Raw genomic sequence first — 19,867 nt, forward strand, 5'->3', positions numbered from 1 at the left:
GTTATAGCGCAGTTATCGAATAACCCTGCTTATAACTTTAATAACCGTTTAAGCGTTTGAAAATTCCGGTAATTACCAAAGCATCTTTCATGCCGTTTTTATAAGTTTCTACATAAAGGTTTAGAACGACTGAATGCGTCAGATTGTAAGCGCTTTTGCTGGCTGCTCGGCACCGCCGACAAGCGCGGCATCGTAGTTTAAGCCGCAGAATCGCTGCGCCCAGTAACACATTGAAATGCCGCGGGTAACACCGCGTGCTGCTTGTGAGTGCTTCAGTCCGCGTCAGGTATCACCAAGGGTGCGAAATGGTGGAAACAAACATCACCCTTGATACTCGGCCCATGCTTTTTGCGGAGGATTGGGTGATGGCAAGGTTGACCGGCGACATTCCCGGAAAGCGGCGATTCAAGGTCGGCATGGTCGGTGGCGGGCAGGGCGCTTACTTCGCCAGTTACCACCGTGCCGCGATGCGCCTGTGTAATCGCTTCGACATCGTCGCCGGGGCCTTCTCGTCGGGCGCGGACAAATGCCGCGAGGCGGGCGCTGCTCTCAATATTGAACCCGACCGCATTTACCTTTCCTTCGAGGCCATGGCCGCCGCCGAGTCGCGCCGACCCGACCCGATAGAGGCGGTGGTCATCGTGACGCCCAATCACCTGCATTTCGAGCCGTGCCGGTTGTTCCTGGAAGCAGGCATCCCGGTGATCTGCGACAAGCCCTTGGTCAACCATCCCCACGAAGCCCTCGAGCTGGCGAGCCTTGCCGAGCGCCACGGGACGTTTTTTGCGCTGACCTACACCTACCAGGGTTATCCGATGGTCAGGGACGCCCGCAGTCGGATCCAGGCCGGTGAGCTGGGGGAGTTGCGCTTCCTGTACGTGGAATATTTGCTGGAGTGGTTGGCACCGGGCGTGTCCGGCTTAAGCAACAGTCTGGCGTGGCGCGGTGACCCGCAAAAGGCCGGCCCCACCGGGGCCTTGGGCGACGTCGGCACCCACGCGTTCAACCTGCTGGAGTTTCTTTCCGGGCAGCGCTGCAACCAGCTCAACGCCAAGTTGACCAGCGTGGTGCCGGGTTGGGCACTGGACGACACCTGCGTGGTGCAACTGGAGTTCGACGGCGGCGTAGACGGCTTGTTGTGGGCCAGCTTCGCGGCGCCTGGTCATCGCAACGGCTTGCGCTTCAAGATCGTCGGCAGCCTGGCCTCGCTCGAATGGTGCCAGGAGTCACCGGAAACCCTGCTGTTCACACCCATCGACGGCGCCGACCGCATTTATCGGCGTGGCCAGGCAGACAACATGCCCCAGACGCTGAGCTTCACCAGCCTGCCGGCGGGCAATACCGAGGGCTATCTGGAAGCGCTGGCGGTGTTGTACGCCGACTTCGCCGACGCCCTGGAGGCCGGGGCGCAGTGGCGCACGGCGACCAGCGTGCCGTTGCCGGATATCCAGGAGGGCGTGCGCGGGGTGCTGTTGTCCCAGGCCTGCGTCGAATCCCACCAGCGACGTGCCTGGGTGCCGTTCCCGCTGTAATTGAATTCATGCGTGGAATAGCCGCGCATCCACCGAGTTGAGCGTTCCGCTCACCATAACGCTGTTGAGGAAAAGCAATGTCAAGCGAACTGCATAGCGCCGCGTATTCGGTACTGCTTCCCGCGTTCGGGGATTTGCACCTGGACGACAATGTGCGCCGTTACCTGAGCCGTGGTGGTGTGTCCCTGTTGCTCGGGGAAACCCGCGATGAATATGTTGGTCGAGGCATGAGCCCGGCGCGCAAGGCAGCCGAGTCCAAGGCTGATTTTGTCAATGTCGTTAAGGAAGCTACGGCCTTGGCGGGTTCTGCGGTATTGATCGCAGTCGACCAGGAACTCGGCGGGATCGAGCGCCTGCATCAACTGGTCCCGGCGGTCGCCTCCCGAGCGCAGCTCCAGGCCCTCAGTGCCCTGGATATCGAGCAACGGTGCTTCGAGATGGCCACCGTGGCCCGTGAGCTGGGGGTGAATCTGTTTCTGGCGCCAATCGTGGACGTCGTCACCGGCGCCAATCCGTGGCTGCATAACCGTCACCTCGGCGCCGACCCGGTGGAAGTCAGCCGGGTGTCCTGCGCGTTTATTCGTGGGGTGCAGCGCGCCGGTGTGATCGCCACCGCCAAGCACTTCCCCGGGCATTACGTCACCGAACACGACCCGGCCATTGCCGAAGCCACCGTGCCGGGGCCGCTGGAATTGCTGCATGACAACCTTGAAGTGTTCAAGCAGGTCATCGCCACCGGCGTGAAAGCCATCATGCCAGGCCCGGCGGTGTTCCCTGCGATAGATACCGATCACTCGGCCTCCACCTCACCCAAGGTTATCGGGGTGCTGCGTGACACCCTCGGCTTCGACGGCTTGATCATTTCCGATGATCTGGACGCGGTTTCCATTCTGCGCGGCAACACCATTCCCGACACCGCTGTCGCGTCGCTGGTGGCCGGTGCGCACCTGCTGCTGGTTTCCAGCGAGTCCGGCCTGGACAGCATCGCCGACGCGATCGTCGCCGCCGTTCACGAAGGCACGCTGGATCGCCAGGTGTTACTGGATGCAGCCGCCAGGGTCCGCCAGTTGGCAATCGCGACCCAGGGGACTAACCATGAGCGCGAATGAAGGCAAGGCCTACGGCGTGCTGTTCCCGGTGTTGCTGGACGTACAGATGACGGATGACGTGCGCCGGTTTCTCGGGAATGGCGGGCGCAGTCTGTTGTTTGGCGAAACGGGCGAGGAATACGTCAGCGGAAAAATGAGCGCCAGGCGCCTGGAAACCGAAACCCTGGACACCTGGCAACGCTTTACCGGCACGGCCACCGCGCTCGGCGGGCCGCTGCTGCTGGCGGCAGACGCCGACATCTCCGCCGTGCACCGCTTGCAAGGGATCACCCCGGCGCTACCTGAACCCGACGTGGCAAGGGCGATGGACTGCGCGGCGCTGGAGCAGGCCTGCTTCAAGGTTGCGACCGCCGTGCGGGAGACCGGGGTCAATCTGTTGCTGTCGCCGACGGCGGACATTGTTGGCGGCCCCAATGTGTGGCTGGCAGGGCGCACGCTTTCGGACGACGTGCAGCAGACGGCGGCGATGGTCGGTGCGTATGTGCGTGGCGTGCGGCGGGCCGGGATGGCCAGCACCCTGAAGCACTTCCCCGGCCATCCGGTGTTGTTTCAGCAGCCGTCGACTGAAACGGCGGTGGTCAGCGAATCCATGAAGCAGCTGCGAGCCTATTGGCCGGGGTTCCAGGCCGGGATCGACGCGGGGGCGGATGCGGTGATGATGGGGCCGGCGATATTCGCCGCGTGCACACCGCCCACCGCGGCCTCAGTGTCGCCGGAACTGATCGGTGTGTTGCGCCAGGAGTTGGGCTTCAAGGGGCTGGTGATGACCATCGACCTCGATCACCGCTCGACCATCGGCCAGATGTCCCTCGGCGAGGTCGCAGTGGCCGCGTTGAATGCCGGGGCTGACCTGTTGCTGATTTCTGCCGGCGCCATGCCGCAGGTGCCGCAAATCGTTCGGGCGATTGTCGCCGCCGTCGCCCGGGGCACCTTGTCTCAGGCTCGGCTGGACGCTGCGGCGCTGGCCGTTGGCGCGTTGGCTGATCGCTACTCACCCGTAGGAGCGCCATATGGCAACCCAAAATAATATCCTCGCACTGCATTCCACCGTCGCCAAACACTCGACCCTGGCGATGGATATCGACATCGCCCAGACGTTGGGTTTTGACGCGCTGGAGATCAACAGCGGCAAGCTGGAGGCGTATTTGCAGGCCGGCTATTCCGAGTCGGAGCTGCAAGCATTACTGCAGCACGTACCGGTCACCGGCATCGGTTACCTTCGGGACATCGAACGCCAGGGCGCCGAGCGGGATGACCTGTTCAAGGAAGCCGAGCGGCTGTTTCAACTGGCCAACCTGGTCGGCGCCAAAGGCGTGCAAGTGCTCACGGGCCCGATCAATGTGCAGGCGGTGATTGATTTCCAGGCGACGGGCAAGAGCGCCCATTACTCGGGCTTGCTGGGTCTGGATCAAGCCGAACAGTACGCTCGCACGGCCAGCAACCTGGCGGAGCTGGCCGATGTGGCCAAGCAATACGGCCTGTTGCTTTATCTCGAAGCGCTGTCCTGGACGCCACTCAATACCCTGGACCACCAACTGCAACTGATCGAACGCACCGGGCGCAGCAACGTGAAGATGGTGATCGACTACTGGCATTGCTTTACCAGCGGCGTTACCCCTGCGGACGTCGCCAGGCTCGACAAGGGCGTGATCTACGGCGTGCATGTCTGCGACTCGCTGGCCTTCGATGGCGGCATCCCGAATGAAGAAGTGCTGCGTGATGTTCCCACCGGCAGCGGGGTGCTCGACCTGGCCGAATGGACCGCCGCGGTAAAGGCTACCGGTTACGTCGGTTGGTGGAGTTGTGAGTTGTTCTGCAAAAAACAGCAGCAGCAAAACAGCTACGCCGTCGCCCAACAATTGAAGACGCTGTTAACCGGCCTGGTCGGTCGATAACGCGCGTTTCAACACTGGCTGAATACTAAAAAGATCTGAGGTTGTCATGGTGGATTTCATCGTAATCGGGGGCGGCTCCACAGGCTGCACGGTCGCATCGCGCTTGAGCGAGGAGCAAGGTGCGTCAGTGGTGCTGTTCGAGGAAGGGCCGCGCGATCGCAGCCCGTACATCCATATTCCCGGCGCCTACTACAAGACTGCCCAGGGCCCGCTGCTCAAGCGCTATGCCTGGGAGCCCACCGAGGACCAGCACCGCAGCGAAACGCCGACCATGGTCCAGGCCAGCGTGCTCGGCGGCGGCAGCTCGGTGAACGCGATGATTTACATCCGTGGCGTGCCCGCCGACTACGATGGCTGGGCCGAGCAGGGCGCTGCCGGCTGGTCGTACAAGGACGTGCTGCCGTACTTCAAAAAGGCTGAAGACAACGAGCGTTTCTGCAATGAGGTACACGGTGTTGGCGGGCCGTTGGGCGTGTCGGACCCGATCAATATTCACCCCTTGACCAAGGTCTGGCTGCGCGCCTGCCAGCAGTACGGATTGCCCTATAACGAAGATTTCAACTCGGGCCAGCCCGAAGGCTGCGGTCTGTACCAGATCACCGCCAAGAACGGTTTTCGCAGCAGCGCCGCCGTGGCCTACCTGGCGCCCGCCAAGTCGCGCAAGAACCTGACGGTGAAGACCGGTTGCCGGGTGCTGCGTATCCTGATGCAGGGTAACAAGGCTGTTGGTGTCGAATACCTGGAGAAGGGCGTGCGCCAGGTGATGCACGCCGACAAGGAAATTGTCCTGTCCTCCGGCGCGATCAACTCACCCCGGTTGTTGATGTTGTCCGGGATCGGGCCCGCCGCGCAGTTGGAGAAACATGGAATTAAAGTTGTTCAGGATTTACCTGGGGTAGGGCAGAACCTGCAGGACCATATCGAAGTGTCGCTGGTGTATGAGCTGACCGGCCCCCACAGCTATGACAAATACAAAAAGCCCTGGTGGAAACTCATGGCGGGCTTGCAGTACGCGCTGTTCAGGCAGGGTCCGGCGGCGTCGAACCTGATTGAAGGCGGGGCGTTCTGGTGGGGCGACAAGACGGCGGCGCATCCGGATATCCAGTATTTCATGGTGGTGGGCGCGGGCATCGAGGAGGGCGTGGATTCGGTGCCTGGCGGCAATGGCTGCACCTTGAACCTGGGGCAGATACGTCCAAGGTCCAGGGGTTATGTGGAGCTGTATTCAGCCGACCCGATGTCACCGCCACGCATTGTGCCTAACTATTTTTCCGATCCGTACGACATCGAAAGCCTGGTGGACGGTTGTCTGATTGGCGAACAGATCATGGCCCAGGCGGCTTTCAAACCCTATGTGGCACGGCGGCACGTACCGGATGTGAGCGTACGCTCGCGAGAAGCCATGAAGAAATTCTGTCACGAGGAAGCCCATGCCGCGCTGCACCCGTCAGGCACCTGCCGCATGGGGATAGATAAACAGGCTGTGGTTGGGCCGGATCTCAAGGTGCATGGCATCGAGGGGCTGCGAGTGGCCGACGCGTCGATTATGCCAACGCTGATTTCAGGTAACCCCAACTCGGTGTGCATCATGATCGGCGAAAAGGTCGCCGACATGATCAAAAGCACCCGATAGGGTTGCCGAATGCGGACATTTCAGCTCACTCCTATCCAAGCTGCCGGTGGGTGTTTGCCAACGCGCATGATCACCCACCCTGCCTCGCAGGCCTCAGAGCGCGAGGGCTACTAGATTGAGTGGCTGGATTGACGGATCATCAACTGAGTACCGAGCAGCAGCGGTTTTATCTCGGTACCGTTTTTCAAGTTTGCGATCAGCGCCTCTGCACTCCTCAGTCCCATCTCTCCTGCGGGTACTGCAAGCGTCGTAAGGGGAGGGTCCAGGTATTCAGCGAACTCGAGATTGTCATACCCCACTACCGACATCTCTCTGGGCACATCAATACCCAGCTTTTTGCAGGCTGAGAGAACGCCAAAAGCGATAACGTCGCTGTTGCAAATGATCGCGGTCACATCCGGGTATTCCAGGCGGATTCGGCGAAGGGTTTTTTCACCGAACTCAATGGTGTATCCGCCGGCGCTTTCGTAGGTGAAGTGAGTGCACTTGGATTTGGAGACAGTGAGCGCATCAATGAATGCTTTGTGGCGCGCCTGTTGGCGATCATTACCTTGCATAGGGCCGGTTAGCATCGCCATGTGGCGGTGCCCAAGACCAAGCAGGTATTCCGTCATCTGTTTCGTGGCCAGGTAATTATCGAAGCCGATAAAGGGAAAAGCCTTGTTTTCAAAATAGGAGTACGTGCAGACCACCGGCATGCGGTACTCCTTGAGGTACTGGATCAGGTCAGGATCGGCGATATCCCCCACGACCAGCAACGCCTCGGCACCCCGTTCGACCAGCAACTTTACGTTGTTGGAGATTGCGTTTGAATCAAACCCGCAACTGAGCACGTAGACGACATAACCGTATTCGGCCAGTTTGTCCTGGAAGCTTTTGACCATGGTCGCGTAAATGGAATGGTCAAGTGTGGGGATGATCGCCCCAATGACGTGGGTCTTTTGAAGCCTCAAGGCCTTGGCTGCAGAGTTGGGTGTATAGCCCATTTTACTCGCCGTCTGCAGAACTTTTTCTCGCACGTCGTCCCGAACATGATGGGGTAAATTGAAGCTTCTGGAGACGGTGGCCACCGAAACACCGGCAGCTTTTGCCACATCAGTGACGTTTACACGTCCCGATGGATTTCGCTTAATGCTCACACAGATTCCTCATGATGGCGCATGCAGATGAAGACGCGGCGTTTAGCGACTGATATCGATTACCTCTCACTCAGCCTACGGCCTGCTCCCTGGAGCCGTTTTGCACGGCTATATGCCCCGATTCTGCGGTATTCCGTTCCGTCCCGCATCAAAAAAAACGAGCACGCCGCGGAAGGGAGGCGCCGCGGATAAAATCCCCCTGCGGCCGCCGCTCCAGCTGGCTTAAAAGGCCTGCGCCCCATAATGTAATCAATTTCAGTAAACGTTACCATTTTTCGCACAAATGCAGTCCTGTAACACACACAAAGACGCGATTGGGGACGGGCGTAGAGCCTGATATTGCCCCGGCAGTGGGCCCGTAGGCCCGCAAAGCAAGACGCCTCCTGACGGGCATGCGATTTGCTTCACGGATTCCATACAACACAGAGATTTCTACAAGCATCTTCCTAAGGTGATTATTTGTTGTTATTTTGAGCGACGAGATGTAAACGTTTACATGAGGCGGGCAGCTATTCGCTTGGCTTCAGTGCGTTCTGTTTTCCAATGATGCTTTTTTAGTGATATGTGAAGGAATTGAACGATGAAATTACAAGACAAGGTTGCACTGATTACGGGTGCCGGTGCGGGTATTGGTGAAGCGACCGCCAAGCTGTTCGTGGCTGAGGGCGCCAAGGTTATCGTCGCCGATCGCAACATCGAGCAAGCGCTGGCCGTAGCACAAGCGCTGGGCAGCCAGGCATTTGCGGTTCAGGCCGATGTTTCTGACGCGGCTCAGGTCAAGGCTATGGTTGAAAAGGCCGTGGCGCATTTCGGCGGCATCGACATCCTGGTGAATAACGCAGGTTTCGGTACGCTGGGAACTGTCGTCACGGTCGATGAGCAAACCTGGGACGAGGTCATCAACGTCAACCTGAAGGGTGTATTTCTGTGCTCAAAATACGCCATTCCTGAAATTATTCGACGCGGCGGCGGGGCGGTCGTGAACCTGGCATCTACTATTTCTGTGGTGGGTATCAAGGATCGCGCAGCTTACGTTGCTGCCAAAGGCGGTGTCGCAGCGCTGACGCGCGCAATGGCCCTTGACCATGCCCTTGAAGGCGTTCGTGTGAACAGTGTGGCGCCAGGCGTGATCGCTTCCAGCTATTACGACAAGATTTTCGAAACTGTTCCAGACCCGGTAGCGTTCAAAAAAGGGCTGGAAGCACGTTCGCCATTGAACAAAATGGGCGAGCCCATCGATATTGCCAACGTGATTTTGTTCCTGGCTTCTCAGGATTCCAGTTTTGCAACGGGCGCGATGTTCACTGTGGACGGTGGCTACACCGCCTGGTGAGGACATGTCGATGATCGATGAACTGCGCGAATACCAATTGACCCCCGAAGCCTGGGAAAAATACTGGACTCTTTTCGAGAGCCTTTGTTTGCCGATTCGGGGTGATAAATATGGCAAGTTGCAAGGCCTGTGGCAGGAGCGAGTAGGGGACAACGTCATCTTTCGGCACCTTTGGCGGTACGAATCCCTGGACGAGCGGGCCCGCTTGAGGGCGCAATTGATCAAGGTAGATGCATGGCGAGAAACTTTTCTGCCTCAGGCAGCAGCCCAGGTCAGCCAGCAGTTCCTGCAAGTGCTCATACCCAGGCTTTACACGGTCATCGATAGCCTCGCACCGGTTCGCTACCTGCATAAATATCGCTGTCCAACGGGCAAGGCGGGTGCTGTGATCCAGCAAATCAATTGCGCAGTAACTGAGGGCCGATCTCACGTGTGCGGCCTTTGGGCGACGGAGTTTTCGGACCCCAACCAGGTGGTCGTCATGGGTGCCGACCCCGAGGCCCCCCAAGTCGATATCCAGGCGTCGTTGGTCGTAGAAACACGTTCTCTCAAGCCATTACGTGTTCTGCGCACCTGACATCCGGACACATCGGCTGGATTACTTCTCAATGACTCGGAAAAGTGACCTATGAAATTCAAACGAATGATCAATGTTGTCGGAGCTCACGTTGCTGGTGAGCGCAATGATGTGATTACCGGTGGCGTGCTGGATGTGCCTGGCAACACCATGTTCGACAAGATGAAGTACCTGGAAACCCAGGGCGATGACCTGCGTAAATTCCTGCTCCAGGAACCTCGCGGCACCGTGACCCAGTGCATCAACCTGGTGTTGCCTTCATCGCACCCGGAGGCCGATGCCGGCTTTGTCATTATGGAGTCCGAGTTCTACCCGCCGATGTCGGGTAGCAACACGATCTGTACAGTCACAGCGTTGCTTGAGACCGGCATGATAGCGATGGTCGAGCCTGTTACTCGCCTGACGCTCGAAGCCCCGGGTGGCCTCGTGCGTGTTGAAGCACGCTGCCAGGATGGCAAATGCCTGAGTGTGAAATTCACTAACGTCCCCTGCTTCGTATTTGCCCTCGACAAGCACATAGAAGTACCCGGGCTTGGTACGCTCAAAGTCGACGTGGCCTATGGCGGCATGATCTACGTACTGGCAGATGCTCGATCGCTTGGCTTCGACATTACACCTGACGAAGCGGCAACGCTGGTCAGCGTTGGGGAGACCATCAAGGCGGCGGCCGCAGAGCAAATCCCGGCGGTGCACCCCGAACAACCGGAAATTCACACCATCAACCAGACCCTCTTTGCCGGGCCAATGCGCGATGACCCTCAAGGCAAGCGCTCGCGCAACGGCGTGATCGTGTCCCCTGGCCGTCTCGACCGCTCGCCCTGCGGCACGGGCACCAGCGCACGCCTGGCCGTCATGCATGCGCGCGGCCAGATCAAGCCGGGCGAGAAGCTGATTCACGAGTCCATTCTGAGCACTGAGTTTGTCGGTGAAATCGTCGAGACGCTGACAGTAGGCGATCGCGCCGGCATTCGCCCGGCCATCAGCGGCCAAGCGTTCCTCACCGGTTTTCACCAATATGTTCTTGATCCAAATGATCCATTCCCAACGGGCTACACCCTGAGCGATACCTGGCGTAAAAATAGCTGATGATTTGCTGGGGGCTCGGCTGAAACTGCTGGGCGCACACCGTTAGAAGCTATTTTTTTATCTTGAGATGTAAACGATTACTAGCCGGTAAAGCAGGTCTTTTCCGGTTCATCCAGCAAGGCTGACGGAGGTTTTCATGACTAACAAGGCAATAGATTCAAACGAAACGCCAGACGTTAAAGGAACGCTGGTTTACGTCACTCGCGAGACGGAGGTGAGTTACTGGCAGCCCAAGCCGGCTAACGGCTACGTATCAGTGGCGGTGTCACCCCAGCAGTTCGAGATGAATCACAACTTCTCTGTGGGCACCCAATTGCTTCCGCCCGGCGGCCGTGTCCGTGAGCATGCCCATGTAATGAACGAAGAGGTCCTGCACTTCGTTTCCGGCACCGGTACCGCCGTGGTCGATGGCAAGGTCTTCAAGCTTGAGCCAGGCGCGACGTTGTTTTTGGGCAAACACAACTCCCACACATTCAGCAACGACGGCGATGTCGATCTGCACTGGGTTTGGTTTATGACCCCCAGCGGCCTGGAGACGTTCTTCCGTGATATAGGCCGACCTCGTCAGCACGGCGAGGCGGCTCCGGAGCCCTTTGAGCGGCCCGAGAACATCGACCAAATCGAGTCCACGGGCCTTTTCGCCTACACCAAAAAATGAGACTGATGACATGGCCAAAAAGCTCTACGCCCACGAGGAGGGAGCGGGCATCCCTGTGGTGTTGATATCAGGGCTGGGCGGGCTGGCCGACTTCTGGAAGCCCGTCGTCAATCAGCTCAAGCATGACTACCGGGTCATTACGTTCGACCATCCAGGAGTAGGCCAGAGCGAAATTGCAGGCGCACCCTGCATTCCCGGTATCGAGGATGCTTTGCTCCGGCTGTTGGATGAGAAGGGCATTGAGTCTGCGCATATTTTAGGGCACTCGACCGGTTCACTGGTCGCGCAAAGCATGGCGCTGGATCACCCGAAACGGGTGAAGAGCATCGTGTTGAGCTGTGGCTGGGCGAAGCCCGACAAGCGCTTCAAGGACTTTTTTGCCTATCGCCAATACTTGCTGATGAAGCTGGGTGGCTCCGCCTACAACGCGCTGACTCGCCTGGTCGCTTACCCGTCCACCTGGTATGGCGAGCATTTCGCAACAGAGCATCCGCTGGATTTTGAAGAAAGCTCATCGCTGGATGTCGAGATGACCTACGCGCGGATGGAGATGCTTTTGAACTTCAACCGCCGTGACGAGTTGGCGTCACTCAAGCTGCCCACCTGGGTGATTGGGGCCAAGGATGACTACATCATCCCGTTTCACCACTCGCAGGAACTCGCCAGCCTGATTCCGGGCGCCAGTCTTGTAGAGCTCAGTGGTGGGCACTTCCCACCGGTTACATGCACTCAATATTACTCATTACTGCTTCGTCAATTCTGGGAGTCCCTAGCATGAGTACCCATAAAATCAGGCGCGTCGGGATCATCGGACTTGGAGCGATCGGCAAGCGTGTCCTGGACGCCCTGCAAACCCGGCACCTGCCATTGGCTTCCTATGCTGCGATTAACCACGCTGCTGATGTTGATGGCTATGCCAAAGGTCGCAAGGTCGAGCTATTTACTGAAGTTCAGGATCTGATCGACTGGAAACCAGACCTGGTCATCGAGTGTGCAGGGCACAGCGCGGTTGTTCATGCAGTGCCAGCTTTCCTCAACGCAGGAGTCGATGTCGTCATCGCCTCTATCGGCGCGCTCGCTGATAAGGCGTTGGCGGCGACTCTTGAGCACGCCGCCCAGTCCGGTGGGTCACGCTTGATCCTTGTCTCTGGCGCAATCGGTGGTTTGGATGCCATGCGTTCCGCTCGCTCTGCCGGCCTTGATGAAGTGTTGTATATCGGTCGTAAACCTCCCAAGGCATGGGCTGGGACGCCTGCCGAGGAAGAATTCGATCTGGATCAGATCAAGGTTCCAACGACCATCTTCCGAGGCACGGCCGCTCTTGCATCCGTTCGGTTCCCAAAAAATGCGAACGTCACGGCGGCCGTCGCGTTGTCGGGCGTGGGTTTTGATCACACGCAGGTGGAGCTGATCGCTGACCCGAGCGTCGCAAAAAACGTTCATGAAGTGAACGCCAAGGGGGCGTTTGGTGAGTTGTCGATTCGACTGGTCAATAATCCACTGCCGGACAATGTTAAGACATCGTGGCTGGCAGCGTTGAGCATTGAGGAGGCGGTCAGCAAGCAGTTGCTCAGTACGGTGTTCTGATTTTCGAGTTTTAATGTAATCGAATACAATGTTTCAGCAGTAACCCATAGAAAACGGCGACGCCATCCATGAATGTGCGTCGCCGTTTGTATTTGTCAGTGGATCTGATGAGAAAGGAATTGCTGCGTACGCACGTTCCTGGGTGAGTCGATGACTTGAGCCGCAGGGCCAATCTCCGCGATCTTGCCGGCGTCGAAGAAGGCAACCCGGCTGGAAACCTCTCGGGCGAAAGCAATTTCATGCGTGACGAGCACCATCGTCATCCCTTCTGTCGACAACATCAAAAGCGTATCGAGCACCTCACGCACCAACTGAGGGTCGAGTGCGGCGGTGACCTCGTCAAACAGCATGTACCGGGGCTGCATCGCCAGGGCGCGAGCGATAGCCAGGCGCTGTTGCTGGCCTCCGGATAACTGGGTCGGGGACATGTTCGCCTTATCGCCCAGCCCGACTTTTTCGAGCTGTGCGTAGGCAACTTCCTCAGCGTTCTGGCGCTTCATCTTGCGAACAACCTTGAGGGCCAATGCCGCGTTGTCGAGCACTGAAAGGTGCGGAAAAACGTTGTACTGCTGGAACACGATGCCTACATTCGCACGAAGCGCGTTGAGGTCAGTAGCTCGCGAAAAAACATCGATGCCATCGACACAAATGTTGCCGTCACTGATGCTTTCCAGGCCATTGATGCATTGAAGCAGGGTTGATTTTCCAGAGCCGCTTGGCCCGATTATGGATACCACTTCACCCTTCTCAACACTCATGTCGACACCCTTTAGAATGTTCAGGTTGCCGTAGGACTTATGGACGTTCTTGATTTCGATCATTGACTTAGACCTTTTTCAACTTTGGCACCCAAGCGAGCGATGGGGTAGCACAACAGGAAGTAAAAGACGCCGACGATCAGTAGCACCAACAGTGGCTCCTGAGTTCGGGTAACGATGATTTGCGATCCACGCAGAAGCTCTATGTAGCCAATGACCGCAGCCAGGGAGGTATCCTTCAGGACACCCAGGACAATGCCGATCCATGAGGCAAATGTGCGCCGCAGCATGATAGGTGCGGTGACGCTGACGAATGCCTGCACGTAGCTCATGCCGAGAGACCGTGCCGCCTTCTGCAGGTTTTGCGGTACCGCCTCGAATCCGCCCTTGTAGATTTCCGAGCAGAACGAGGCCATGTACAAGGTGAGTACGAGTGCGCTGCACAAGAATGGGCTTAACGGAAAACGAAAGGCGGCCAACGCAGCGTTCACTACGATTAACTGTATAAGCAGCGGAACAGAACGGGAAACATCCACCAGTATCATGATCAGGCCATTGCCGATTTTTGACACCGATCTCAGCCAGCCCATCAAGAAGCCCAGCACGGTGCCCAGGACGATCGCCCAAAGCGCGAGCCAGAGTGTGTGTCCTGCACCCTGGAGCAAGTAGAGAAGGTCATTGGGCTGCAGGCCCGAGAATAACGGCACACTGTTCATGCTTGAGCTCTCCGTTTTCCGCCGTACAGCCGAGCGGCCCCGTAAAGCATCAGCGTCACCAATTTGGCGAGCACGTAATAGATGATTGCGGTAGCAATGAAAAACTCGAACGAGCGAAAGGTCAGCGACTGGGCGGTGTACGTTGCCCCGGTTAGTTCCTGGAGGCCAACAACCATGCCCAACGACGTGTTCAGCAGACTCCAGATCAACTGGTTACCGGCGCCTGGCAAAATCAACGGCACCAATTGAGGAAGGATGATTCGCACGAATGTTTGGCGCCGGTTCATTCCCAGCGCTGTACCCGCACGGTATTGCCGCGGGTCAACACCCTCTATTCCGCCGCGAATCACTTCGGCCAGGTACCCGGCCGTATTGAACGTAATAGCGCCCAGCACGGCATAGAAGGAGTTCACATCAACGCCGAGTGCTCCCAGGCCGAAGTACGCCATATAGATCTGGAACAAACACGGTGTATTGCGCGCAATCTCGATCCAGCTGACGCAGATTCCCTTCGCGAATTGATTGCTCGAGGATTTACCCCAAGTCAATACGAACGCAATCACTGACCCGAGAACGAACGCGAGCAACGTCAGCTCCAGGGTCATGATCAACCCGGGCAGCAAGTCGGGGAAAGCCTTCCATACTGGCGCCCATTGGAAGTGATAGTTCAAGGCATCGCCCCTCCTTCAATAGGGTGGGAGCCCGAAGGCTCACACCGTTCAACGTAATTAAAGCTTGTCCAGGGCAGGGGCGTCGGTTTGATACCACTTCTTGTACAGCTCTGCGTAACGGCCACTCACTTGCTGCTGGTGCAGGAACAAGTTGGTGAAACGAAGGAAGTCCGTGCTGTCGCGTGTCACCATCATCCCAACAGTATCCTTGGGAAACGGGGCATCGCAGCAGGTATGAAACGCCTGGTACTGAGGCAGTTTTGTCAGCTCGCTGGCCGCTTGAACATTGACGATAAAGGCGTCCACCTTGCCTTGGGCCAGTGCAAGGTTCCGGTCACTGTCATTGCTGACGGTCAGGTATTGGCCGCTGGCGTCATTCCATTTTTTGAAGTAGTTCTGGAATAGCGAGTCTTCTGCTGCTCCACGAACGCCGGCTACACGTTTGCCTTTCAAATCATCAAACGTTTTGATGTTCGCGTCTTTGCGCGCGACCACCACAAAGCTGTATGAGGAATAAGGAGAGGTAAAGGCGACCGTTTTTGCGCGCTCCAGAGTGATGGTTGCGCTGGCAATCGAGATATCGACCTGGCTCGACAATAGGGCCGGAATACGCTGAGGGGAGGGCGTCTCGACAATGACCGGTTTGACACCCAACGCCTTGGCCAGGTCCTGGCAGTACTCCACGTCATAACCTGTCGGGTTATTGGACGAGTCACGAAAACCGTTAGGCGGGTAGTCCAGCATGACGCCGCATTTAAGCTCGCCTGCCGAGATCACGTCGTCGAGTTTGTCTGCCATGGCGGGTGCCGCTGCTGCCATCAGCGAGACCAGAGCGGCGGTGGTAACAAGTTTCTGCTTCACGTTCATTCTTCATACCTTTGGTTGATGGGAAGGAATGTAATCCTTTACATTTGCAGGAGCAGAAAGCGTGCCATATCGCTTTTCAACGGCCCTGACTGCCTTCATGCGCCTGTCTTTTGCGGGTTTTTACCCTCGATTGATAGAATATAGTCCGTATTTACAGCCTTTGGAGACTCTCAAACGGCCGAAATGAACTGATGTGTCACATTCGACGCTCTGTTTTGGTGCTGATTAATGTAATCGATTACTTTTTTGTTCCGATGGTGAGAAAATTTGTAACGCTGGGCGTGTGCGAGTGAAGGATAAGATGCGGCGAAGGGTGACGGATCGACGGCGCTCCTTAACCCTGAGTGCCCGCGGCTACCTGCCAAAGCGCCCACGCCGGATGCAATGCATCGGGCGCTGGCGGCGCAGGTGAAACCTGTTGCGGATGGTTTAAACCGTCGACTGCTTGAACGTGAGCCGAAATTTATGCAACAGCGGTTCGGTATAACCATTGGGTTGGGCTCGTCCTTCGAACACCAGCGCGCAAGCCGCTTGAAATGCCAACGAGCTGTAGAAGTCAGGCGCCATCGGGGCATAGTGGGGGTCTGCCGCGTTTTGCTCATCGACGACCCGCGCCATACGTTGCAGAACATCCAGGGCTTGAGCTTCAGTAATAACCCCATGCCTCAGCCAGTTGGCCATGTGTTGGCTGGAAATACGCAGCGTTGCGCGATCCTCCATCAATCCCACGTTATGGATATCGGGAACCTTCGAACAACCAATACCCTGTTCGACCCAGCGCACCACGTAGCCCAGCAAACCCTGCGCGTTGTTTTCGACTTCCTGGCGGATTTCATCGGCCGACCACTCGTTGTCGGTAACCACCGGCACACTGAGCAATCCATCCAGAAGCGTTTGCCTGGTGCTGCCCGACCGGGTGCCTTCAAGTGACTCCTGCACCGCTCGTACGCTGACTTGGTGATAGTGCAGTGCGTGCAAGGTAGCGGCTGTCGGGGAGGGGACCCACGCTGTATTGGCACCCGACTTTGGATGGGCGATTTTCTGCGCCAACATATCTGCCATCCGATCGGGCATGGCCCACATGCCCTTGCCTATCTGGGCTCGCCCGCGCAGCTTGCAGTCCAGCCCGACCAGCACGTTATTAAGCTCATAGGCCTTGATCCAGGCGGTGTTTTTCATGTCGCCCTTACGCAGCATCGCGCCGGCTTCCATGGACGTGTGCATTTCGTCGCCGGTCCGATCCAGGAACCCGGTATTGATAAACGCGACCCTTGACGACGCTGCGCCGATGCAGGCCTTCAGGTTAATACTGGTGCGTCGCTCCTCATCCATGATGCCAATCTTGAGCGTGTGCCGTGGGAGCACAAGCAGGTCCTCGATACGGTTGAACAAGTGGTCGGCGAAAGCGACTTCGGCAGGGCCATGCATTTTCGGCTTAACAATGTAGACGCTGCCAGTGCGTGAGTTGCCCTTGCGCGGCAGGTCGTGCAGGGCAATCAGGCTGGTGATGACACCGTCGAGAATGCCCTCTGGAATTTCAAGCCCGGTGTTATCGAGAATGGCCGGGCAGGTCATCAGGTGCCCGACGTTCCGGATAAAAAGCAATGAGCGCCCGGGGAGTGTCAACGAGCTGCCATCTGCTGCGGTGTACACCCGGTCCGGGTTTAGCCGGCGGATAATGGTTTTGCCATTTTTCTCGAGGCTTTCCGTCAGGTCGCCCTTCATCAGGCCCAACCAGTTGCTGTAGACCTGGACTTTGTCTTCAGCGTCGACCGCTGCCACCGAGTCTTCGCAATCGATGATCGTGGACAGTGCGGACTCAATCAGCAGATCCTTGACGCCCGCACCGTCGCCTTGACCGATGAGGCTCTCCCGGTCGATTTGTATTTCCACATGCAGGTCATTGTGTTTCAGCAAAATGGCGACCGGATCTGCCGGCACACCCTGGTAGCCGGCGTATTGCGTGGTCTGCGACAACACTGCCTGTGTGCCATCTTGCAGAGTGGCCCGCAGTGTTGCGCCTTCTATCGTGTACTGAACCACGGCAGCGTGTGAGCCGTTGCTCAGGGGAAATGCGTCATCCAGGAACGCCCGTGCAAACGCAATCACCTGGGCACCCCGAACCGGGTTGTAACCTGCGCCAGGTTGGGCGCCATTCTCATGAGGGATCGCATCCGTTCCGTATAGCGCGTCGTACAGCGACCCCCAACGTGCATTCGCGGCATTCAGCGCGTAACGAGCGTTAACTGCGGGCACCACCAGTTGCGGCCCGGCTTGCACGCTAACCTCAGCGTCAACGTTGCTGGTGGTGACGTTGACGTCTTCGGGTTCCGGTTGCAGGTAGCCGATACTAGTCAAGAATGCTTGATAGGCCGGCATATCGGTCACAGGCCCTGGATGGGCTCGGTGCCAGTCGTCCAGTTGTACCTGCAGGCGATCACGTTCAGCCAATAGTGCGCGGTTCTTGGGGGCCAAATCATGCACCAGGCTTGCAAAGCCGCTCCAGAACGCTTCAGGGGAAAGCCGGGTTCCCGGCAGCACTCGAGCATCCACAAAATGCTGCAGGACGGGGGCGACTTTAAGGCCATGGCAGTTAACGAAATCGGTCACTTTGTGCATCTCCATCATACTGTGTTCATTCGGTTGCTTTGGTTTTGTGCTCAGCTCACGCATTGCGCGCCAGCTCTTGCGACCTGTGCATCCTGCTCGGCTTTAACCCCGGAAACCCCGACGGCCCCTATCACCTGTCCATCGACGAAGATCGGTACGCCGCCTTCCAGGGAGGTCAGCAATGGCGCCGATAAAAAGGCGTATCGCCCACCGTTGACCATGTCTTCGTAGCCCTTGGATTCGCGTCGACCCAATGCGGACGTGCGCGCCTTTTCGACGGCGATGTAGGCGCTGATCGCGGCGCAACCGTCCAAGCGTTCGAGCGCTAGAGGGTGGCCGCCGTCATCAACAATCGCGATGGTCACCGCCCACTGGTGGTTGTGTGCTTCGGCACGTGCAGCGTTCAGGATTTGGTTGATTTCGACTTGACTCAATATGGCTTTGCTTTTCATGGGGTTTCTCCAGGGGGGCGGCGGTTAGGGCAACGCAGCTTCAACCAACTCGATCCAGTGCCGCACAGGGGTGCGACCAGCGCCACCGAGGTGGGTCTGACAGCCAATATTGGCCGTGGCGATGACGTCGGGTTTTCCGCTTTCCAGGGCATTCAGTTTGTTGTCACGCAATTGCAGTGACAGTTCGGGTTGGGTAATTGAATAGGTGCCCGCCGACCCGCAGCACAAGTGACCCTCCGGAACAGCGGTGAGGTTGAAGCCAAGGCTTGTGAGCACCGCCTCGACGGCTCCGCCGAGCTTCTGCGCGTGCTGCAAGGTGCAGGGGCAATGGAAGGCAATTGATTGGGCGCTTTTAACCCCCAGCCGCTCAAGTTGCTCGTCACGCAACACTTCAACCAGGTCTTTGGCTAACGCGCTGACCCTTCTTGCCTTGTCGGCGTAGGCCGGGTCGGTGCTCAGCAAGTGACCATATTCCTTGATGAACGCACCACAGCCACTCGCTGTCTGCACAATCGCTTCGGCCCCAAGCTCGATGCTCGGCCACCAGGCATCAATGTTTCGACGGGCTCGATCAAGCCCGGCCGCTTGAGCGTCCAGGTGGTATTCCACCGCGCCGCAGCAGCCGGCCTGTTTGATCGAGGTGACACTGATCCGGAGTTGGTCCAGAACTCGCACAGCGGCCGCGTTCGTGTTGGGCGAAAGGCTTGATTGCACACAGCCTTCCAGGATCAGCATCTTGCGCGCATGCAGGGCGGTGGGACGCTGTTTCGCCGGCTCAGCGCTGCGCGGCAATTTTGATTCGAGGTGGCCTGGCAGCAATGCACGGAAGACCTGGCCGCTGCCAATCAATCCTTTGAACAACCCAGGATTAGGCACCAGTTTGCGTAACCCCTGGCGCAGGAGCCGCTGGGCGAGGGGCCTTTGCACCGCCGCATCAACCACCGCCCGGCCGATATCCAGCAGGTTGTGGTACTCCACGCCGGAGGGGCAGGTGGTTTCGCAATTGCGGCAGGACAGGCAGCGATCCAGGTGTTCCTGGGTCTTTCGGGTGACTTCGTTGCCTTCCAGAACCTGCTTGATCAAGTAGATGCGGCCTCGGGGCCCATCCAGCTCGTCACCCAGCAGTTGGTAGGTCGGGCAAGTTGCATTGCAAAAGCCGCAGTGCACACAACTGCGCAGGATGCGTTCTGCTTCCGCGGCGCGAGGGAGTTGGCTGGCGTGTTCACTCAAGGTGGTCTGCATCA

Annotated in this window: 19 protein-coding genes; 11 read left to right on the forward strand and 8 right to left on the reverse strand. The window is 57.9% G+C overall.

The window, feature by feature from the left end:
• The first annotated feature begins 365 nt into the window (after positions 1-365).
• The 5 genes from HKK54_RS26865 to HKK54_RS26885 all read left to right on the forward strand — a co-directional run bounded on the left by HKK54_RS26865 (position 366) and on the right by HKK54_RS26885 (position 6,169).
• A complete protein-coding gene (locus HKK54_RS26865; RefSeq protein ID WP_169388411.1) occupies positions 366-1,532 on the forward strand; it encodes a Gfo/Idh/MocA family protein in 1,167 nt (388 codons plus the stop codon).
• Positions 1,533-1,609: 77 nt separating this feature from the next.
• Positions 1,610-2,641 carry a glycoside hydrolase family 3 N-terminal domain-containing protein gene (locus tag HKK54_RS26870; protein WP_169388412.1) on the forward strand — a complete coding sequence of 344 codons (1,032 nt, stop codon included), beginning with the start codon at positions 1,610-1,612 and terminating at the stop codon, positions 2,639-2,641.
• Positions 2,628-3,668 (forward strand): glycoside hydrolase family 3 N-terminal domain-containing protein, encoded by a 1,041-nt coding sequence (locus tag HKK54_RS26875; protein ID WP_169388413.1) that lies wholly within the window; start codon positions 2,628-2,630, stop codon positions 3,666-3,668. The genes HKK54_RS26870 and HKK54_RS26875 overlap by 14 nt, the downstream gene beginning before the upstream one ends.
• Complete coding sequence (locus HKK54_RS26880; protein WP_169388414.1) at positions 3,652-4,536, forward strand: sugar phosphate isomerase/epimerase family protein; 885 nt, start codon at positions 3,652-3,654, stop codon at positions 4,534-4,536. The genes HKK54_RS26875 and HKK54_RS26880 overlap by 17 nt, the downstream gene beginning before the upstream one ends.
• Before the next feature lie 46 nt (positions 4,537-4,582).
• Positions 4,583-6,169, forward strand: coding sequence for a GMC family oxidoreductase (locus tag HKK54_RS26885; protein WP_169388415.1), 1,587 nt, complete (start codon positions 4,583-4,585; stop codon positions 6,167-6,169).
• A gap of 110 nt (positions 6,170-6,279) precedes the next feature.
• Here the strand turns inward: HKK54_RS26885 and HKK54_RS26890 are convergent, their stop codons facing one another.
• Positions 6,280-7,308, reverse strand: coding sequence for a LacI family DNA-binding transcriptional regulator (locus HKK54_RS26890; RefSeq protein WP_169388416.1), 1,029 nt, complete (start codon positions 7,306-7,308; stop codon positions 6,280-6,282).
• A 580-nt stretch (positions 7,309-7,888) separates the two neighbouring features.
• On the opposite strand from HKK54_RS26890, the gene HKK54_RS26895 reads away from it, so the two are divergent.
• The 6 genes from HKK54_RS26895 (at position 7,889) to HKK54_RS26920 (ending at position 12,549) form a co-directional block, all read left to right on the forward strand.
• Positions 7,889-8,641 carry an SDR family oxidoreductase gene (locus tag HKK54_RS26895; protein WP_169388417.1) on the forward strand — a complete coding sequence of 251 codons (753 nt, stop codon included), beginning with the start codon at positions 7,889-7,891 and terminating at the stop codon, positions 8,639-8,641.
• A gap of 10 nt (positions 8,642-8,651) precedes the next feature.
• Positions 8,652-9,218, forward strand: coding sequence for an NIPSNAP family protein (locus tag HKK54_RS26900; protein WP_169388418.1), 567 nt, complete (start codon positions 8,652-8,654; stop codon positions 9,216-9,218).
• 51 nt (positions 9,219-9,269) lie between these two features.
• Positions 9,270-10,304 (forward strand): proline racemase family protein, encoded by a 1,035-nt coding sequence (locus HKK54_RS26905; protein WP_169388419.1) that lies wholly within the window; start codon positions 9,270-9,272, stop codon positions 10,302-10,304.
• 136 nt (positions 10,305-10,440) lie between these two features.
• Positions 10,441-10,962, forward strand: a complete 522-nt coding sequence (locus tag HKK54_RS26910) for a cupin domain-containing protein (protein ID WP_010170921.1) — start codon at positions 10,441-10,443, stop codon at positions 10,960-10,962.
• A 10-nt stretch (positions 10,963-10,972) separates the two neighbouring features.
• Positions 10,973-11,740 carry an alpha/beta fold hydrolase gene (locus HKK54_RS26915; RefSeq protein ID WP_169388420.1) on the forward strand — a complete coding sequence of 256 codons (768 nt, stop codon included), beginning with the start codon at positions 10,973-10,975 and terminating at the stop codon, positions 11,738-11,740.
• Positions 11,737-12,549 (forward strand): aspartate dehydrogenase, encoded by an 813-nt coding sequence (locus HKK54_RS26920; protein WP_010170924.1) that lies wholly within the window; start codon positions 11,737-11,739, stop codon positions 12,547-12,549. The genes HKK54_RS26915 and HKK54_RS26920 overlap by 4 nt, the downstream gene beginning before the upstream one ends.
• A gap of 95 nt (positions 12,550-12,644) precedes the next feature.
• Here the strand turns inward: HKK54_RS26920 and HKK54_RS26925 are convergent, their stop codons facing one another.
• The 7 genes from HKK54_RS26925 to glcF all read right to left on the reverse strand — a co-directional run bounded on the left by HKK54_RS26925 (position 12,645) and on the right by glcF (position 19,865).
• On the reverse strand, positions 12,645-13,370 hold the full coding sequence (locus HKK54_RS26925; protein WP_010170926.1) for an amino acid ABC transporter ATP-binding protein: 726 nt from the start codon (positions 13,368-13,370) through the stop codon (positions 12,645-12,647).
• Entirely contained in the window at positions 13,367-14,023 is a 657-nt protein-coding gene (locus tag HKK54_RS26930) for an amino acid ABC transporter permease (protein WP_169388421.1), read from the reverse strand. The genes HKK54_RS26925 and HKK54_RS26930 overlap by 4 nt, the downstream gene beginning before the upstream one ends.
• Positions 14,020-14,694, reverse strand: a complete 675-nt coding sequence (locus HKK54_RS26935) for an amino acid ABC transporter permease (protein ID WP_169388422.1) — start codon at positions 14,692-14,694, stop codon at positions 14,020-14,022. The genes HKK54_RS26930 and HKK54_RS26935 overlap by 4 nt, the downstream gene beginning before the upstream one ends.
• Positions 14,695-14,751: 57 nt before the next feature.
• Positions 14,752-15,561 carry a transporter substrate-binding domain-containing protein gene (locus HKK54_RS26940; protein ID WP_169388423.1) on the reverse strand — a complete coding sequence of 270 codons (810 nt, stop codon included), beginning with the start codon at positions 15,559-15,561 and terminating at the stop codon, positions 14,752-14,754.
• 429 nt (positions 15,562-15,990) lie between these two features.
• On the reverse strand, positions 15,991-18,171 hold the full coding sequence (locus HKK54_RS26945) for a malate synthase G (protein ID WP_169389363.1): 2,181 nt from the start codon (positions 18,169-18,171) through the stop codon (positions 15,991-15,993).
• Positions 18,172-18,221: 50 nt separating this feature from the next.
• Positions 18,222-18,623, reverse strand: coding sequence for a heme-binding protein (locus HKK54_RS26950; protein ID WP_169388424.1), 402 nt, complete (start codon positions 18,621-18,623; stop codon positions 18,222-18,224).
• Between the two features lie 24 nt (positions 18,624-18,647).
• Positions 18,648-19,865: a glycolate oxidase subunit GlcF gene (gene glcF / locus HKK54_RS26955; protein ID WP_169389364.1), complete on the reverse strand. Its 1,218-nt coding sequence runs from the start codon at positions 19,863-19,865 to the stop codon at positions 18,648-18,650.
• Between the last annotated feature and the right edge of the window lie 2 nt (positions 19,866-19,867).

Source organism: Pseudomonas sp. ADAK13, assembly GCF_012935715.1.
Lineage (GTDB): Bacteria > Pseudomonadota > Gammaproteobacteria > Pseudomonadales > Pseudomonadaceae > Aquipseudomonas.

Bases quoted from the DNA above. Each gene is read 5' to 3' on its own strand.
- HKK54_RS26865 (WP_169388411.1), top strand. From the start codon at position 366: ATGGCAAGGTTGACCGGCGACATTCCCGGAAAGCGGCGATTCAAGGTC.
- HKK54_RS26870 (WP_169388412.1), top strand. From the start codon at position 1,610: ATGTCAAGCGAACTGCATAGCGCCGCGTATTCGGTACTGCTTCCCGCG.
- HKK54_RS26875 (WP_169388413.1), top strand. From the start codon at position 2,628: ATGAGCGCGAATGAAGGCAAGGCCTACGGCGTGCTGTTCCCGGTGTTG.
- HKK54_RS26880 (WP_169388414.1), top strand. From the start codon at position 3,652: ATGGCAACCCAAAATAATATCCTCGCACTGCATTCCACCGTCGCCAAA.
- HKK54_RS26885 (WP_169388415.1), top strand. From the start codon at position 4,583: ATGGTGGATTTCATCGTAATCGGGGGCGGCTCCACAGGCTGCACGGTC.
- HKK54_RS26895 (WP_169388417.1), top strand. From the start codon at position 7,889: ATGAAATTACAAGACAAGGTTGCACTGATTACGGGTGCCGGTGCGGGT.
- HKK54_RS26900 (WP_169388418.1), top strand. From the start codon at position 8,652: ATGATCGATGAACTGCGCGAATACCAATTGACCCCCGAAGCCTGGGAA.
- HKK54_RS26905 (WP_169388419.1), top strand. From the start codon at position 9,270: ATGAAATTCAAACGAATGATCAATGTTGTCGGAGCTCACGTTGCTGGT.
- HKK54_RS26910 (WP_010170921.1), top strand. From the start codon at position 10,441: ATGACTAACAAGGCAATAGATTCAAACGAAACGCCAGACGTTAAAGGA.
- HKK54_RS26915 (WP_169388420.1), top strand. From the start codon at position 10,973: ATGGCCAAAAAGCTCTACGCCCACGAGGAGGGAGCGGGCATCCCTGTG.
- HKK54_RS26920 (WP_010170924.1), top strand. From the start codon at position 11,737: ATGAGTACCCATAAAATCAGGCGCGTCGGGATCATCGGACTTGGAGCG.
- HKK54_RS26925 (WP_010170926.1), bottom strand. From the start codon at position 13,370: ATGATCGAAATCAAGAACGTCCATAAGTCCTACGGCAACCTGAACATT.
- HKK54_RS26930 (WP_169388421.1), bottom strand. From the start codon at position 14,023: ATGAACAGTGTGCCGTTATTCTCGGGCCTGCAGCCCAATGACCTTCTC.
- HKK54_RS26940 (WP_169388423.1), bottom strand. From the start codon at position 15,561: ATGAACGTGAAGCAGAAACTTGTTACCACCGCCGCTCTGGTCTCGCTG.
- HKK54_RS26950 (WP_169388424.1), bottom strand. From the start codon at position 18,623: ATGAAAAGCAAAGCCATATTGAGTCAAGTCGAAATCAACCAAATCCTG.
- glcF (WP_169389364.1), bottom strand. From the start codon at position 19,865: ATGCAGACCACCTTGAGTGAACACGCCAGCCAACTCCCTCGCGCCGCG.